Consider the following 16,942-nt stretch of genomic DNA (forward strand, 5'->3'; position numbering starts at 1 on the left):
TTGGGCCGGTATGATGTTCTGGATTCTGGTGGCCACGATGACCGCGGCTGTTGCCGCCTTCCTGCTTTATCCGCTTTTGCGCGGCGCGAAGGCGGTTGACGACGACCGTGCCGGCGAAGCGGCGGTCTACCGCGATCAGCTGCGCGAACTCGATCGCGATTTGGCTGGCGGATTGATTTCGGCCGGCGAGGCGGATTATGCGCGGGCCGAAATCGGCCGCAGGCTGATTGCCGTCTCGGCTGCCGAGCCGAAGACGGAACGCAAGCCCGTTCGCCCGCACCGTTTCAGCGAGGCTTTCGTTCTCCTGCTGCTGCCAGTTCTCGGGCTCTGTCTTTACATCACGCTCGGCCGTCCTGATGTGCCGTCGCGGCCGTTGGCGGATCGGCTGGCGGATCCTGGCAACGACATGGCGATGCTGATTGTGAAGGCGGAGCGGCATCTGGCGGAGGATCCGGAAGACGGCAGGGGCTGGGACGTGCTGGCGCCGATCTATTACAATGCGATGCGCATCGCCGATGCGGAGAAGGCCTACCGCAATGCCATCCGGCTGCTCGGGCCGAACCCGATCCGTCTCGACGGGCTGGCCGAAACGCTGATGGCGGGCGCCAACGGTGTCGTGACCGAGGAGACGCGCAAGGTGCTGGAGCAGTCGCTTTCGCTCGAGCCTGACAATCCGCGTGCGAGGTTCTACGTGGCGCTGAGCCTGGAGCAGGCGGGGCAACCGGGGCAGGCGAAGGCGGCCTTCGAGGCGCTGGCGAAAGAATCGCCCGCCGATGCGCCATGGCTGCCGCTGGTCAACGAGCATATCGCCAAAAACGGCGGCGCTCCGGTGGCGGACGGCAAGGCGCCGGGAAATCCAACAGAGGAAGATGTCGCAGCGGCGCAGGATATGAGCAGTAGTGAGCAGCAGCAGATGATCCGCGGCATGGTTGAAAGCCTCGATGCGAAGCTTGTTGCAGACCCGAACAATTTCGAGGGCTGGATGCGGCTTGTCCGCTCCTATGCCGTCTTGAACGACAAGGATCGTGCCGCAAGCGCGCTGAAGCGCGCCTTGGGGGCCTTTCCTGCCGACGGCGAAGAGGGCAGGCAGCTGATGGCGCTGGCGCGCGAACTCGGCATTGCGGCGGAAGGAGGAACGGAATGACGCGCAAGCAGAAGCGCCTGGCAGTGATTGGCGGCGGCATGGGCTTCATCCTCGCCGCGGTGCTGCTGGTCATGTTCGCCTTCAGCCAGTCGGTCGCCTATTTCTACATGCCGGCCGATCTTGCCAAAACACCGGTGGCGCCGGAGACGCGCATCCGCCTCGGCGGGCTGGTCGGCGAGGGCAGCGTCGTGCGCGGCGCAGGCTCGACGGTGGAATTTGCCGTCACCGACGGCAGCGGCGATGTGGTAAAGGTCAAATATACCGGCATCCTGCCCGACCTGTTCCGCGAAGGGCAGGGGGTCGTGACGGAAGGCAAGTTTGCGGCCGGCAGCCGGGAGTTCCTCGCCGACACGGTGCTTGCCAAGCACGACGAGAAATACATGCCGAAGGACGTTGCCGACCGGTTGAAGGCGCAGGGTCTGTGGCAGGAAGGCGAGGGTACGCAATGATCATCGAGATCGGTCACTACGCACTTGTCCTGGCGCTGGCGGCAGCGATCGTTGTTTCGCTGGTGCCGGCAATCGGCGCGCGCAGGCTTGACCAGGCGATGATGGATGTCGCGCCGCTCGGCTCCGTCGTGCTCTTTGCGCTAGTGACCTTCTCCTTCGGCGTTTTGACCTATGCCCATGTGGTCTCCGACTTTACCGTCAGGAACGTCTGGGAGAACTCGCATTCGCTGGTGCCGCTGATCTACAAATATTCCGGCGTCTGGGGCAATCACGAAGGCTCGATGATGCTGTGGCTGCTGATCCTTGCGCTGTTCAGCGCCCTGGTGGCGCTCTTCGGCCGCAATCTGCCGGACAGGCTGAAGGCCAATGTGCTTTCGGTTCAGGCCTGGATCTCCGCCGCCTTCATCCTCTTCATCCTGTTGACCTCCAACCCGTTCGTCCGCCTCGATCCCGCACCGGCCGAGGGCCGCGACCTCAATCCGGTGCTGCAGGATATCGGGCTCGCCATCCATCCGCCGCTGCTTTATCTCGGTTATGTCGGCTTTTCGGTGTGCTTCTCCTTTGCCGTCGCCGCCTTGATGGAAGGCCGGATCGATGCCGCCTGGGCGCGCTGGGTCAGGCCCTGGACGCTTGCCGCCTGGACCTTCCTGACGCTCGGCATCGCCATGGGCTCCTACTGGGCCTACTACGAACTCGGCTGGGGCGGCTGGTGGTTCTGGGATCCGGTCGAAAACGCCTCCTTCATGCCGTGGCTTGCCGGAACCGCACTGCTGCATTCGGCGCTGGTGATGGAAAAGCGCGAGGCGCTGAAGATCTGGACCGTGCTGCTTGCAATCCTCACCTTCTCGCTGTCGCTGCTCGGCACCTTCCTGGTGCGCTCCGGCGTCTTGACCTCGGTGCATGCCTTTGCCAGCGACCCGAGCCGCGGCGTCTTCATTCTCTGCATTCTCATGTTCTTCATCGGCGGGGCGCTGTCGCTGTTTGCGTTTCGCGCACCGCGTTTGAGTGCGGGCGGCCTGTTTGCGCCGGTCTCGCGCGAAGGCGCCTTGGTGCTGAACAACCTGATCCTCACGGTTGCCTGCGGCACCGTCTTGACCGGGACGCTCTATCCGCTGCTTCTGGAGACGCTCACCGGCGACAAGATCTCCGTTGGCGCGCCGTTCTTCAACATGACCTTCGGGCTCTTGATGGCACCGTTGCTCGTCGCCGTGCCGTTCGGGCCGCTGCTTGCCTGGAAGCGCGGCGACCTTCTGGGCGTGCTGCAGCGGCTCTATGTCGTGGCAGGGGTTGCCTTCGCCGCGGCGATCGCCGTCTTCTACATCGAGCACGGCGGGCCGGTGCTGTCGGTCCTCGGGCTGGCGGCCGGGCTGTTCCTCGTCTTCGGTGCCATTGCCGATCTCTGGTATCGCGCAGGCTTCGGCAAGGTGAAGGCGCATGTCGCCTGGAAGCGGCTGACAGGCCTGCCGCGCTCGGCCTTCGGCACGGCCTTGGCGCATGCCGGACTTGGCGTTAGCGTCATAGGCATCGTTGCGGTGTCGGCCTTTTCGACCGAGCATGTGCTAGAGATGAAGCCGGGCGAGACCACCGAGGCTGGTGGCTACACGCTTTCCTTCGACGGTCTCAGGCCGGCGAAAGGGCCGAACTATAGCGAGGAGCGCGGGCATTTTACCGTGCGGCGCGGCGGCGCCGAGGTCGCCGAGACCTGGTCGGCGAAGCGCCTTTATGCCGCCCGCCAGATGCCGACGACGGAAGCCGGCATCCTGACCTTCGGGGCAAGCCAGCTCTACGTGTCGCTCGGCGATCCGACCAGGGACGGCGGCATCGTCGTGCGCATCTGGTGGAAGCCGTTCATCCTGTTGATCTGGGGCGGGACGCTGCTGATGGCGGTCGGTGGCGTCGTGTCGCTCTCCGACCGGCGGCTGCGCGTCGGCGCCCCGCGCCGCAAGGCAAAACCGGTAAAACCGGTCTTGGAGGCGGCGGAATGATCCGGCCGATCCTCCTCGCCATCGCGCTGTTTCTTTCTGCAGCACCAGCCTTTGCCGTCAATCCCGACGAGGTGCTGGCCGACCCGGCGCTCGAGGCGCGTGCCCGGGCGTTGTCGGCTGAACTGCGCTGCATGGTCTGTCAGAACCAGTCGATCGACGATTCCGATGCCGACCTTGCCAAGGACCTCAGGCTGCTGGTGCGCGAGCGCATCACCGATGGCGACACCGACGAGGAGGTGCTGAACTACATCGTTTCGCGCTACGGCGAATTCGTGCTGCTGAAGCCAAGACTCAGTACCCGCACCGTCCTGCTTTGGGGCGCGCCAGTGCTCCTGATCATCGTAGGTGGCATCTCACTGCTGGTGTTCGCGCGGCGGCGTGCGGGAAAGCCGACCGGTAGCCCGCTGACGGCGGAGGAGCAGGCAAAGCTCGACGAACTGCTTGGCAAGTGATCACGCCCATCTTGCTGACAGCATAATGGCTTCGCCAATCAACCTGCGGTAAGATGCGCGCCCGGGAGCCATCGCAGCATGCGGGGAAGACATGGAGCGCCGTCTTGCAGCAATTCTGATCGCTGACGTCGCCGGTTACAGCCGTTTGAGCCAGATCGACGAAGAGAGCACGCGCCGCTGCTTCCAGGCGGATATGGACGACATCATCCTGCCCAAGATCACCGAACATCACGGCCGGCTGGTGAAGACCATGGGCGACGGCCTGCTTGTCGAATTTCACAGCGTTGTCGATGCCTTGCATTGCGCAATAGACGTACAGCGCGAGAAGGCATTGCGAAAAGCATCCGACGATGGAGCGATGCGGCTCGATTTCCGCATCGGCGTCAACCTTGGAGACATCATTGTCGAGGGCGACGACATTCAGGGTGATGGCGTCAATATCGCGGACCGCATACAGGGGCTGGCCGAGCCGGGCGGGATTGCGATCTCCGGCACGACTTACGATCAGGTAAAAACCAAGCTTGATGTCGGCTACACCTCGCTTGGCAGGCAAAAAGTGAAGAGCATCGTCGAGCCGATCCGCGTCTACCGGGTCGTGCTGGATCCGAATAAAGCCCGGATATTGCCGAGAAGCTTCAAGCGTCTGTTGAGGATGCCTGCCGGCCTAGCGGCTGCCATTGCCGTCCTGCTTTTGGCCGCTGCCACAGCCTACTGGTGGCAGCCGTGGGAGCTTGGCCTGACGCCAACGCTGGTCGAGCGCTTCGCCTATCCCCTGCCGGACAAACCTTCGGTGGCGGTGTTGCCGTTCATCAATGTCGGCGGTGATACGGAGCAGGATCATCTGGCGCAGGGGCTGACCGACGACCTGATCACGGAGCTGTCCAAGGTTTCGGGACTCTTCGTCATCGCCAGGCATTCAGTATTTGCCATTCAGAACGGTGCAGGAAAGATTCAGGATGTCGCCGCGGAGCTCGGCGTCCACTACGTGCTCGAAGGCACGTTGCAGCGCGCGGGGCCGCGGCTGCGGATCAACGTCAAGCTGATCGACGCGCTGAGCGGGCTTTCGGTTTGGGCCGAGCGCTACGACCGCCAATATGCCGATCTATTCGCAATTCAGGACGACGTCACCGGCAAGATCATCTCCGCGCTCGCGGTGGAACTCAGCGAGGGCGAGCGCACCCAGCTGGAGCGGATACCGAGCGACAATCTGGAAGCCTACGATTACTACATGCGGGCAGAGCAGGAGGGCCTCGCCTACAGCGACGTGGAAACCTATCGGCGCACGCTGTCCTATTATCAGAAGGCGATCGATCTCGATCCTAACTTTGCTGATGCGCATGCCGGCATTGCGCGCGTTGCCGTCGACGTCTGGCGCAACGACTACAACTTCCTCTGGTCGGCGGCTGTAGCGCGCAAGATCGCCTATGATGCGGCCGGACAAGCGCTCAAGCTCGACCCCGACAATGCGCGCGCCCACACCGTTCTCGCCCTGCTGCAGCTGGTTGACGGTCGGGCCGCGGAGGCGCGGGACTCGGCAAACCGGGCGGTACAGGCGCAGCCCAACAGTGCGGAGGCCTTCGGCAACCTGGCTTTGATCCTCGTCCATACGGGAAGTCACGAAGAAGCGGTAGCTGAGATGGAAAATGCTTTGCGGCTCGATCCCGCTCCACCGTCGAGCTTCCGGCTGCTGGCCGGAATCGTCTTTTACACCGCGCGGGACAACAGGCGCGCAATTCCGCTCATCGAGGCGGCGCGGGATGCGCTGCCCAACGCAGAGCCTGCGCGCGAGTACCTGACGGCAGCCTATGCGTATGAAGGGGACCGGGTTCGCGGCGCGAAGGAGAAGGCCAAGCTTCTGGAACTGTTTCCGGACGCCAACCTTACCTACTACAACTATCTCTACGACTACTGGCGCGAAGACGACCTGGAGCATCATCTAGCGGGATTGCGCGCGGCCGGGATTCCGGAATGGCCGTTTGGGTTCGTCGGTTCTGAAGCTGATCAGCTTGATGCAGACGCCTTGCGCAACCTGATCCGCGACAAGACGTGGAGCGGAAAACACAAAAACGGAACGGTGTTCGTCCAGTATTTCGACAAGGCCGGCAATACCGCCTACCGCAGCGCCAATACCAACATCACCGGCACGGTGGAGGTGCAGGGTAACAGGCTCTGCGAGCGGTTCGGCGGCTATTTTCTCGATCGCATGGTGTGCGGGCAGGTTTACAGAAACAAGGACGCCGGACAAGCCGGCGCCCAGTATGTTCACGTAACCCCGCAGGCGCTGAAGTTCTTCTCGCTGACCCCGTGAACTCACTCGGCCGACATATGCTGCCAGTCCTTGCGCACCTTGTCGGAAATCAAGGTGCTCTGCACCTCCGACCAGTGCTTTTGGGAGTCGACGACCTTGGTCGGCTTCTTTTCGAAGCCTTCCGCGGCACCGGGATCGTAACTCAGATAGAGCTTGCCATCGATGATCCGCCATGCCTTCGGGTCGATATTGGTCGTGACGGTTCCGAAGGAAACGCCGTCAGCGCAATAGCCGCCGTATTGAGGCGCATATTTGCCGGGTTCGGCAATGAAGCGGTCGCGGTTTTCGGAACTGGTGAAATGCCATTCGGCACCCAGCCACCGATACGAATAGACCGGAGATCCTTCCACGGCCTTGTTCTCGGTGAAATAGGCCACCGGATCGTAGCCCTTGATCGCCACGTCCCCGAAATAGCCGGTATTCACCGGCTCTTCCGCCGATGCCGGCTGCACAAACGCCAAGAGGATCGCGGCGCCAGCGATAATATAGGCGGCAGCGCCGCCTGTCTGCTTGCGATATGACATGTGTCCATTCTCCCAGTTCGGGCGATGAGATGCAGCAAGCGCTATTTCCGCTTCGTGCACTCGCCGTACAGCCAGTCGCCGACCAGGTCGGCCTGCTGGCAAACAGCGCCCGCTTTCAACAGCAGGTCTGCGGCATCCCAGTGGGATCGCCATCCGGCCTGCGTCAACGGCGTGTAGCCGTTGCGTTCCTTCGCCTCTATGTTTGCCTTGTGCGCGACGAGAAAGGCGACGACATCGGCATGACCTTCTTCGGACGCAGCATGAAGCGGCGACATTTGGTAGAAGTTCTTTTCATCATTGATCAGCGCACCCTTCGATACGAGCAGTTCAACGACATCGAGATGCCCGCCATAGGCTGCCGCGTGCAACGCCGTCAGCCCGCCCTTGTTTCTGATCTCGATATCGGCACCTTTTTCGAGCAGAAGTGCGACGATATCCTTGTTTCCGGCAAGTGCCGCGATCAGCAGAGGCGGCTCTCCTGCCGCATCCGGCTCGGCGATATTCGCGCCCTGATCGATAAGCTGGCCGGCATGTTCGCGATTGCCGTCCTTTGCCGCATCGTGCAGAGGACCAGCCCAGGCGAGCGAGATCCCAAGCAAGACACCCAACGCAGATATTCCGACAACCCTCATCGCATGACCCTTGCCCCAAGGCATCCTCGCCGGATCGGAAGAATATTTTAAGATATCATGAATATATCTGGGGGAGCAAGAAGTACGGCGCTCAACCCGTCGAGGCTGCCTCGGACATTGAAATTTATAGAGCGCTTATTCCTACATTACGAATTTTTCATTATGCGGACAGTTCGCAGTAAGGTGCGGCATCCTATATCTTCATCCATCGACCGATCCGGCATTGGCCGGGACGAAGACAAGAAGAAGAGAAGGTGCCTAAAATGTTCAAGACTCCCTCCCTCAAAACGATGCTGAAGGCGTCCACTGTCGCAGGTCTCGCTGCCGCCGTGTTTGCAACCGGTGTGCCGCTTGAGATCACGCGCTCCTACGCCGAAGCTGTCAATGTTCAAGCTCCGTCGGTCCCGAGCTTTGCGAATGTCGTCGACGCCGTTTCACCGGCCGTCGTTTCCGTTCGCGTCGAATCCCGCATCAATCCGGCCTCCGACAGCACCGACGGCTTCGCGTTCGATTTCAACGGCCGCGGTTTCGACGATCTTCCCGACGACCACCCGCTGAAGCGCTTCTTCAGGCAGTTCGGCGAACAAGGCCCGAACGGTCCGCAGGGCGGTCCGAACAGAAGGTTTGGCCCACCGGATGGCAAGGGCCGCCTGCGCCCAGTCGCGCAGGGCTCCGGCTTCTTCATTTCCGAGGACGGCTATGTCGTCACCAACAATCACGTCGTTTCCGACGGCTCGGCCTTCGTTGCCGTCATGACCGATGGGACCGAGTTAGACGCCAAGCTGATCGGAAGGGACCCGCGCACGGACCTCGCAGTGCTCAAGGTTGACGGAAAGGGCCGCAAGTTCACCTATGTCAACTGGGCTGACGACAACAATGTCCGCGTCGGTGACTGGGTCGTGGCGGTCGGCAATCCGTTCGGTCTCGGCGGCACGGTAACGGCAGGCATCATTTCGGCCCGTGGCCGCGATATCGGCTCCGGTCCTTATGACGACTACCTGCAGGTGGACGCAGCCGTGAACCGCGGTAACTCCGGTGGTCCGACCTTCAACCTCAGTGGCCAGGTGGTCGGCATCAACACCGCGATCTTCTCGCCGTCGGGCGGCAGCGTCGGCATCGCCTTCGCGATCCCGGCTTCGACCGCCAAGGACGTCGTTGCCGACCTGATGAAGGACGGTACCGTTTCGCGCGGCTATCTCGGCGTACAGATCCAGCCGGTTACCAAGGACATCGCCGATTCGCTCGGCCTATCGGAAGCCAACGGCGCGCTGGTCGTCTCGGCTCAGGATGGAACGCCGGGCCAGAAGGCGGGCATGAAGGCAGGCGACGTCGTCACTGCCGTCAACGGCGAAACGGTCAAGGATGCCCGCGATCTGAGCCGCCGTATCGGCGCCATGCAGCCTGGCAGCAAGGTCGAAGTGTCGGTCTGGCGCGACGGCAAGGCTCAATCCCTCACCGTTGAACTCGGCACCTTGCCGATTGACCAGAAGGACGCTTCCAACGACGACAATGGTGGTCCGGCACCGCAGCCTGAGGCACCGGCATCCGAAAAGGCGCTTGCCGATCTCGGCCTGACGGTTGGCCCCTCCGATGACGGCAAGGGCTTGACGATCACCGGCATCGACGCGGATTCGGATGCTGCCGACAAGGGCATCAAGCAAGGCGAAAAGATCACCTCGGTGAACAACCAGCAGGTCTCGAACGCCGATGATGTCGTCAAGGTTCTGAACCAGGCGAAGAAGGACGGCCGCACCCGGGCTCTCTTCCAGATCCAGTCCCAGGAAGGCAGCCGCTTCGTTGCGCTGCCGATCAACGGCCAAGGCTGATCCTCCCACCTTGGCCTAAAAAGGGGAGCCGCGATCCGACCTCCGCGCGGCTCCCTTTCTCCATCTTTTCAAGGACGACGGCGATGACCCCACTGCGACAGGATGACGCTTTGAGCCTTGCCCAAACGCAACTGGCAGGTAATGTCGGCCGGATGAAGATTCTCATCATCGAAGACGATCTCGAAGCCGCGGCCTACCTCACGAAGGCCTTTCGCGAGGCGGGCATCATCGCCGATCATGCAAGCGACGGCGAAAGCGGGCTCTTCATGGGGTCCGAAAACAGCTACGACGTGATCGTCATCGACCGCATGCTGCCGCGCCGCGACGGGCTCTCCGTCATCAGCGAGTTGCGGCGCAAGGGCGTCCATACGCCGCTTCTCATTCTTTCCGCCCTGGGGCAGGTCGATGACCGCGTGACCGGCCTTCGCGCCGGCGGCGACGACTATCTGCCGAAGCCCTATGCGTTCAGCGAGCTTCTCGCCCGTGTCGAAGTGCTCGGCCGTCGCAAGGGGACGCCGGAGCAGGACGTGGTCTACCGCGTCGGCGACCTCGAACTCGATCGGCTTTCCCATGAAGTCCGGCGCGGCGGCAAGGAAATTCCGCTGCAGCCGGGCGAATTCCGCCTTCTCGAATATTTGATGAAGAATGCCGGGCAGGTCGTCACGCGCACCATGCTGCTCGAGCATGTCTGGGATTACCATTTCGATCCGCAGACGAACGTCATCGACGTGCATGTCTCGCGCCTGCGCTCGAAGATCGAGAAGGACTTCAGCCGGCCGCTGCTGAAGACGATCCGCGGTGCGGGATACATGATCAAGGACGAGGGATGAGCCGTTTTTGGGTTCTCTTCAAGTCCACCGCAGTCCGCCTTTCGGCCCTTTATATCCTGCTTTTCGCAATCTGCGCCGCAACGCTCGTCTTCTACGTGACGGCGATGTCGCAGCGGCTGCTCAGCGGGCAGATCCGCGAGGCCGTCCAGCAAGAAGTCGATGTGGTCAGGCGTGCGTATGATCTGGGGGGCATAAACGCGCTGCTGCGCGCGATGGAGCGCCGCACGCGTCAGCCGGGCGCCAATCTCTATGTCATCGCCGGCCCGTCGGGCGATATCCTTGCGGGCAACGTCGCCTCGGTGCAGCCGGGCGTCTTTGAGGAAACCGGTTGGACCTCCGTTCCCTTCTTCTATCAACGCTACGCCGACAGCGGGGTCGACCGCCGCCACATGGCGATCGCCAATATCTTTGTGCTCGACAACGGCCTGCGCATTCTCGTCGGCCGCGATCTCGGCGAGCCCGAGCGCTTCCGCGTGCTGGTGCGCCAGGCGCTGATGATCGCGCTTGCGATCATGGGCCTCGGCGCCATCATCATCTGGTTCGGTATCGGCCGCAACGCGCTGAAGCGGATCGATCGCATGTCCGCCGCAAGCAAGAAGATCATGGCGGGCGATCTCTCGCAGCGCCTGCCGGTCGGCGGTTCGGGCGACGAGTTCGACCGCCTGTCGGTTTCGCTGAACACGATGCTGGAGCGCATCGAAAAGCTGAACGAAGGCCTGCGGCAGGTTTCCGACAACATTGCCCACGACCTCAAGACGCCGCTGACGCGCCTGCGCAACAAGGCCGCTGATGCGATTGACACGGCCAATGAGGATCAGCGCCGCCTGGCTCTGGACGGGATCATTTCGGAATCCGATCAACTGATCCGAACCTTCGATGCGCTTTTGATGATCTCGCGCGTGGAAGCGGGTTCTGTCGCCGCGGAGATGTCGCCAATCGAGCTTTCGACGATTGTTGCCGACAGCGCCGAACTTTACGAGCCGGTTGCGGATGAGGCCGGACTGGTGCTGACATCCAGCATCGAACCCGGCATATCCATCCAAGGCAATCGCGAATTGATCGGCCAGGCGATCTTCAATCTGATCGACAACGCGATCAAATATTCCGGGGATGCCAAGGGCGGTGAAATCAGTCTGAAGCTGTTGCGCCGGCCCAACGGCATTTGCCTTTCGGTCGCCGACCACGGGCCGGGCATCCCCGCCGACAAGCGCGAGGATGTCATAAAGCGCTTCGCGCGGCTTGACGAGAGCCGGTCGAAGCCCGGCACGGGGCTTGGCCTTTCGCTGGTCGAGGCAGTGATGGAACTGCATGGCGGCACGCTGGAGCTTTCCGATACAGATCCGGATAAAGAAGACGGTCGTGGCCTTACCGTCAGCGTGATTTTCCCCGTCAAGCCTGCTTAGGGTTGGCCGCCCCGGATTGTGACCCTAGGTTAGGGGCTCGTATGGCAGCGCTTATTCCGGGCGCGGCGGCACCGGGAGGTGAAATGCTGACGAATTCGACACACAGCCTGAAGGACGTGGGTGGCGGTTTATTGCGACCACTGAACCAATCCGAGCTCAAGCTGGCGCTCGCCGACCTTCAGGATATCGGCAGACACGAACCGGCCGTCGCGGCACTGCTGAAGGCAGGTGGACCGCTATCCGACTTCATCGCTGCGGTACTGACGCTTTCGCCCTATCTTCGCGAGATTGCCAATATAGACAATGCGGTTCTCTCTGCTGCGATTTCATCGCCTGTCGAGCCGCAGATCGAAGTGCTGATCGCTGAGGCGCGCGACTGCTGGAAGCCCGAAGACGGGATTTCGCCTGCCGAATCTGCCGTCATGAGCCGGTTGCGTGCCATCAAGCGGAAAGTGGCGTTTCTTGTCGCTCTCGCCGATCTCGCCGGGCTCTTCGACGGGCGGCAGACGACGGCCTGGCTGAGCGCCCTGGCCGAAGCCTCGGTCAAGGCCGCGATCGACAATCTGCTGCTGTCTGCCCATGAGGCCGGCAAACTGCAATTGAAGGACGCCGAAAATCCGAGCGAAGGTTCCGGTCTGGTCGTGCTCGGGATGGGAAAGCTCGGCGCATCGGAACTGAACTATTCATCCGATATCGATCTTGTGGTTTTCTTCGACGAGCATGCCGGCATCGTGCCTGATCCGGATGATGCGATCGACATCTTTCCGCGGATGATGCGGCGGCTGGTGCGAATCCTTCAGGAGCGCACGGCCGACGGATATGTCTTCCGTACCGATCTGCGCCTACGTCCCGATCCCGGTTCGACCCCGCTTGCGATCCCGGTCGATGCCGCGATGATCTACTATGAAGGGCGCGGCCAGAATTGGGAGAGGGCAGCCTTCATCAAGGCGCGGCCCGTTGCCGGGGATATGAAGGCGGGAGAGGGGTTCGTGCGCGGGCTTGCGCCCTTCGTCTTCCGCAAATATCTGGACTATGCGGCGATCGCAGACATTCATTCGATCAAGCGGCAGATCCACGCGCACAAGGGTCACGGCGCAATTGCGGTCAAGGGGCACAATGTCAAGCTCGGCCGCGGCGGCATCCGCGAGATCGAATTCTTCGTGCAGACGCAACAGCTGATCGCCGGCGGGCGCATGCCGGCGCTGCGCAGCCGCGGCACGGAGGAGACGCTTGCCGAACTGACCAAGGCGAAATGGATCGATGCGGAAACCCGCGACGAACTGACAGAGGCCTACTGGTTTCTCCGTGATGTGGAACACCGCATCCAGATGGTGCGCGACGAGCAGACGCATTTGCTGCCGGAAACAGAGGCCGATCTGAAGCGCATCGCCTTCATGATGGGCTTTACGGATACGCCGAGTTTTGCTGAGCGGTTGGTGGAGGTGCTGCGGACCGTGGAGCGGCGCTATGCGCGGCTCTTCGAGCAGGAGACCAGGCTGTCGACCGATACCGGAAATCTGGTGTTCACGGGCCAGGCCGACGATCCGGATACGCTGGAGACGCTGAAGAAGCTCGGCTTCAAGCGCACGTCCGATATTTCCCGCATTATCCGCACTTGGCATTACGGCCGCTATCGCGCGACACAATCCGTCGAAGCGCGGGAGCGGCTGACGGAGCTCGCGCCGGAGCTGCTTCGCGTCTTCGGCGAAAGCAAGCGGGCTGACGAGGCGCTGCTGCGCTTCGACAGCTTCATTTCCGGCCTGCCGGCCGGTATTCAGCTTTTCTCCTTGCTCGGCAGCAATCCGGCGCTGCTTTCGCTGATCGTCAACATCATGTCCTCGGCGCCAAAGCTTGCCGAGGTGATCGCCGCCAAGCCGCACGTCTTCGACGGCATGCTCGATCCGGGACTGATGGCGGAGCTGCCGACGCGTGACTATCTCGGCGAACGTTTGAAGGCATCGCTGGCGCAGGCGGGCCACTACGAGGAGGTGCTGGACCGGCTGCGCATCTTTGCGGCCGAGCAGCGCTTCCTGATCGGCATCCGGCTCTTGACCGGCGCGATCAACGGGCTGATGGCAGCTCGCGCCTTCACCCATCTGGCCGACCTTGCGATCGAAGCCGCGCTCGATGCGGTCAGGCAGGAAATGCGGGCGGCACACGGCGATTTTCCCGGCGGCAAGGTCGCCATTGCCGGCATGGGCAAGCTTGGCAGCTTCGAGCTGACGGCGGGCTCCGACATCGATCTCATCCTGCTCTACGACTATGACGATGCCGCTTCCGAATCCGACGGCGGGAAGCCATTGGATGCCGTGCGTTACTTTACCCGCATGACGCAGCGTCTGATCGCGGCGTTCTCGGCGCCGACCGCCGAAGGCGTTCTCTACGAAGTTGACATGCGGCTTCGCCCCTCGGGAAACAAAGGCCCGGTCGCCACGCGCATCAGGTCTTTCGAGAAATACCAGCGCGACGAGGCTTGGACATGGGAGCATATGGCGCTTAGCCGCGCCCGTTTGATCTGTGGTGATCAAAGCCTGATGAGCGAGGCGGAACGGATCATCCGCGATGTTCTCTCAAAGAGACGCGATGCCGCAAAGGTGAGCCGCGACGTCGCTGAGATGCGCGAACTGATCGACAAGGAGAAAGCGCCGGACGGCATCTGGGATCTGAAACTTATTCCGGGCGGCGTAATCGATATCGAATTCATTGCGCAATATCTGGCGCTGATCGCGCCGGCGAGGAGCGTAACGGCGAAGATCGGCGGGATGAATACCGGCGAGGCGCTGAAGACGCTCGGGGCGAAGCTCCTGCCGGCGGCCGACCTCGACCTCTGCCTGGAGGCGTTCACGCTCTATACGGAGCTGTCGCAGCTGATCCGGCTTTGCATCGACGGGCCTTTCAATCCCGCCGAGGCGCCGTCCGGGCTGACCGAGCTGGTGTGCAGGGCAGGGGACTGCCCGGACGTCAAGACGCTTGAAGGCGAGATCAAACGGCTTTCGAAGGCTGTCCGGAAGATATTCCAGACGACGGTGAATTCCTAACGCGCTCCGTCCGGAATGCGGAACGAGACGACGGTGCCGATCGCCTCACGCGAACGGATACGCATCTTGCCGTCGTGAAGCGCCGTCAGCGAGCGGGAGATGGCGAGGCCGAGACCGGAACCGCCCTTGCTCTTGGCATATTGACTCTGAACCTGCTCGAAAGGTTGGCCAATCTTCGTGAGCGCTTCGTGCGGGATGCCGATCCCGGTATCGGCGATCGTGACGATGACGCCTGCCGCATCGCGGCGGGTGCGGAGCGCGATACGGCCGCCGTCGTTGGTGAACTTCACCGCATTGGAGAGAAGGTTGAGGAGGATCTGCTTCATGGCGCGGCGGTCTGCCGTCAGCGTCATGCCATCACAAACGCGCTGCTCGATGACGATGTTCTTCTGGGCGGCCGGAATGGCGGTGAAGCGCAGGCTTTCCTCGATCAGCGGCGCAAGATCGATCTTCTCGCGGTGCAGTTTCATGTGCCCTGCCTCGATCTTCGACATATCCAGGATATCGTTGATGACGTTGAGCAGGTGCTTGCCGCTGTCATGGATGTCGCGGGCATATTCGTCGTATTTCAGCGAACCGAGCGGGCCGAACATCTGGTTCTGCAGAATTTCGGAGAAGCCGAGGATGGCGTTGAGCGGCGTGCGCAGCTCATGCGACATGTTGGCAAGGAATTCCGACTTCGCCTTGTTCGCCGCTTCCGCGCGTTCCTTCTCGGCCTGGTAGTTGGCGTTTGCGACCGAAAGAGCAGCTTTCTGACTTTCGAGCGTCTGACGCGATGCCTTGAGGTCGCCGATGGTCGCGATGAGACGCCGCTCGGATTCGCGCAGGCGCTCCTGGTTGCGCTTCAGAAGCGTAATGTCGGTGCCGACCGAAACCATGCCGCCGTCGCGGGTGCGGCGTTCGTTGATCTGCAGCCAGCGCTCGTCGGCAAGCTGGACCTCGGTCGTGCGCGAATGGCCGGCGCCATCGGCATCCGCCATGCGGCGCTCGATGACCGGCCGGGCGGCTGCGGCGTTGACCACGCTGCGCTCGGTGCCTGGAACGAGGACGCTGTCTGGGAGCCCGTAGGCCTGCTGGAAGTGGGCGTTGCACATCACCAGGCGGTCATTCTTGTCCCAGAGAACGAAGGCTTCCGACGTGCATTCGATCGCGTCCGCAAGGCGCTGGTCGGCCTCGGCGTAACGCTGCGCGAGGCGATGCTGCTCGGTCACGTCCATCGCGATGCCGATCATGTGGACGCGGCCGGAATTGCTGCGGATCATCTGGGCGCGGGCGCGCATCCACACATAGTGGCCGCCGGCATGGCGCATGCGGAAGATCTGGTCGACCTGGCCGGAACTGCCCTTGGCGATCGAGCGCGCGATTTCGTGCAGCCCACCGTCTTCCGGATGCATCAGCCGCGCCGCGTCGCCGAAGGAAATCGATCTGTCGGAAGCCGGCAGGCCGAGCATGCCGTACATCGAACGCGACCAGAAGAATTCGCGGCTGTCGAAATCGAAATCCCAAAGCCCGCAGCGGCCGCGCGAAAGTGCTGTCTCGACGCGTTGGTTCGATTCGACGAAGATCTCGTCGGCGTCCCGGGCGCGCTTGACCTGCATGTAGTAGGCGTAAAGGATTACCAGCAAGATCGAAGAAATGCCGGCAAACAGCGTCACGTTGAGTGTCAGCTCTTCGCGCCAGAGCCTGCCGATCTCGTCCAGCGAGGTTGCTGCGATGATATAGCCGCCGGTGCTGCCGACCAGGGTGATTTCGGCGTAATGCGGATTGCCGCTGATCGTCGTTTCAATGACGCCGGCCCGATCCCCGAAGCGGCGGATGGCGGAAACCTCGGGAAAGAAATCGCCGGCATTCGATCCGACATAGGCAAGGCCCGCGGTGGATGCGGCGAAGACTTTGCCGCTCGTCTGCACGAGCAGAATGAAGGAGCCGCTGCCGAGACGGTCCTGTGGCAGGAATTTCGCAAGTTTTGCTTGGGCTTCGGCGGCTCTGCCGTTGTCGAAGAGATCGCTGGAATCGGCAAATACGGCCGCGGCGGTCGCCGCCGAAAGTGCGGTCGCATGCCGGGCGGCTGCGCCCATGCGGGTATATTCCGACATCATCCCGAAAAGATGCGAGGCTGCGACGACGGCAAGGAAGGCTACGATCAGTGCCGGGATGGCGCGCTTTAGGATGATTTCGGTGTGCGGAAGGCGGTTTGCTATCGGCTTGGAGATCGCCGCGGTGCGGTTGGAGGCATTGCCGTGCCAGGCACGAAGCCCCTCAAAATCAACACGCAGCCGCCCTCCGGCCGCAGTTGCCCGCCGCACGTTCATCATCACCAGCCTTGATCCCTCGTGTGATTCGCAGCGCCG

At 62.3% G+C, this 16,942-nt stretch carries 12 protein-coding genes; 9 read left to right on the forward strand and 3 right to left on the reverse strand.

The window, feature by feature from the left end:
• Window positions 1–10: 10 nt before the first annotated feature.
• From ccmI to QA644_RS04250, 5 genes are all read left to right on the forward strand, one after another.
• Window positions 11–1,144, forward strand: coding sequence for a c-type cytochrome biogenesis protein CcmI (gene ccmI, locus QA644_RS04230; RefSeq protein WP_283071216.1), 1,134 nt, complete (start codon window positions 11–13; stop codon window positions 1,142–1,144).
• Window positions 1,141–1,593: a cytochrome c maturation protein CcmE gene (gene ccmE / locus QA644_RS04235; RefSeq protein WP_074067092.1), complete on the forward strand. Its 453-nt coding sequence runs from the start codon at window positions 1,141–1,143 to the stop codon at window positions 1,591–1,593. The genes ccmI and ccmE overlap by 4 nt, the downstream gene beginning before the upstream one ends.
• Entirely contained in the window at window positions 1,590–3,578 is a 1,989-nt protein-coding gene (locus tag QA644_RS04240) for a heme lyase CcmF/NrfE family subunit (RefSeq protein ID WP_283071218.1), read from the forward strand. Before ccmE ends, QA644_RS04240 begins: the two co-directional genes overlap by 4 nt.
• Window positions 3,575–4,030 (forward strand): cytochrome c-type biogenesis protein, encoded by a 456-nt coding sequence (locus QA644_RS04245; RefSeq protein ID WP_074067094.1) that lies wholly within the window; start codon window positions 3,575–3,577, stop codon window positions 4,028–4,030. The genes QA644_RS04240 and QA644_RS04245 overlap by 4 nt, the downstream gene beginning before the upstream one ends.
• 91 nt (window positions 4,031–4,121) lie before the next feature.
• Complete coding sequence (locus QA644_RS04250; protein WP_283071221.1) at window positions 4,122–6,338, forward strand: adenylate/guanylate cyclase domain-containing protein; 2,217 nt, start codon at window positions 4,122–4,124, stop codon at window positions 6,336–6,338.
• A 2-nt stretch (window positions 6,339–6,340) separates the two neighbouring features.
• Here QA644_RS04250 and QA644_RS04255 read toward each other — a convergent pair whose 3' ends face one another.
• Window positions 6,341–6,862, reverse strand: coding sequence for a YHS domain-containing (seleno)protein (locus QA644_RS04255; protein WP_074067096.1), 522 nt, complete (start codon window positions 6,860–6,862; stop codon window positions 6,341–6,343).
• Window positions 6,863–6,903: 41 nt separating this feature from the next.
• Entirely contained in the window at window positions 6,904–7,494 is a 591-nt protein-coding gene (locus QA644_RS04260; RefSeq protein WP_283071223.1) for an ankyrin repeat domain-containing protein, read from the reverse strand.
• 263 nt (window positions 7,495–7,757) lie between these two features.
• Between QA644_RS04260 and QA644_RS04265 the strand changes: the two genes are divergently transcribed.
• From QA644_RS04265 to QA644_RS04280, 4 genes are all read left to right on the forward strand, one after another.
• On the forward strand, window positions 7,758–9,320 hold the full coding sequence (locus tag QA644_RS04265) for a Do family serine endopeptidase (protein ID WP_074067098.1): 1,563 nt from the start codon (window positions 7,758–7,760) through the stop codon (window positions 9,318–9,320).
• Window positions 9,321–9,403: 83 nt separating this feature from the next.
• A complete protein-coding gene (locus QA644_RS04270; RefSeq protein ID WP_283071225.1) occupies window positions 9,404–10,150 on the forward strand; it encodes a response regulator transcription factor in 747 nt (248 codons plus the stop codon).
• Complete coding sequence (locus QA644_RS04275) at window positions 10,147–11,553, forward strand: HAMP domain-containing sensor histidine kinase (protein WP_283071227.1); 1,407 nt, start codon at window positions 10,147–10,149, stop codon at window positions 11,551–11,553. Before QA644_RS04270 ends, QA644_RS04275 begins: the two co-directional genes overlap by 4 nt.
• Before the next feature lie 83 nt (window positions 11,554–11,636).
• Window positions 11,637–14,591, forward strand: a complete 2,955-nt coding sequence (locus QA644_RS04280; RefSeq protein WP_283072449.1) for a bifunctional [glutamine synthetase] adenylyltransferase/[glutamine synthetase]-adenylyl-L-tyrosine phosphorylase — start codon at window positions 11,637–11,639, stop codon at window positions 14,589–14,591.
• Here QA644_RS04280 and QA644_RS04285 read toward each other — a convergent pair.
• Window positions 14,588–16,906, reverse strand: a complete 2,319-nt coding sequence (locus tag QA644_RS04285) for a PAS domain-containing sensor histidine kinase (RefSeq protein WP_239599589.1) — start codon at window positions 16,904–16,906, stop codon at window positions 14,588–14,590. The two genes, QA644_RS04280 and QA644_RS04285, sit on opposite strands and share 4 nt — an antisense overlap.
• Window positions 16,907–16,942: the final 36 nt, after the last annotated feature.

The organism is Rhizobium sp. CC1099 (assembly GCF_029714385.1).
Taxonomy (GTDB): Bacteria; Pseudomonadota; Alphaproteobacteria; order Rhizobiales; family Rhizobiaceae; genus Rhizobium.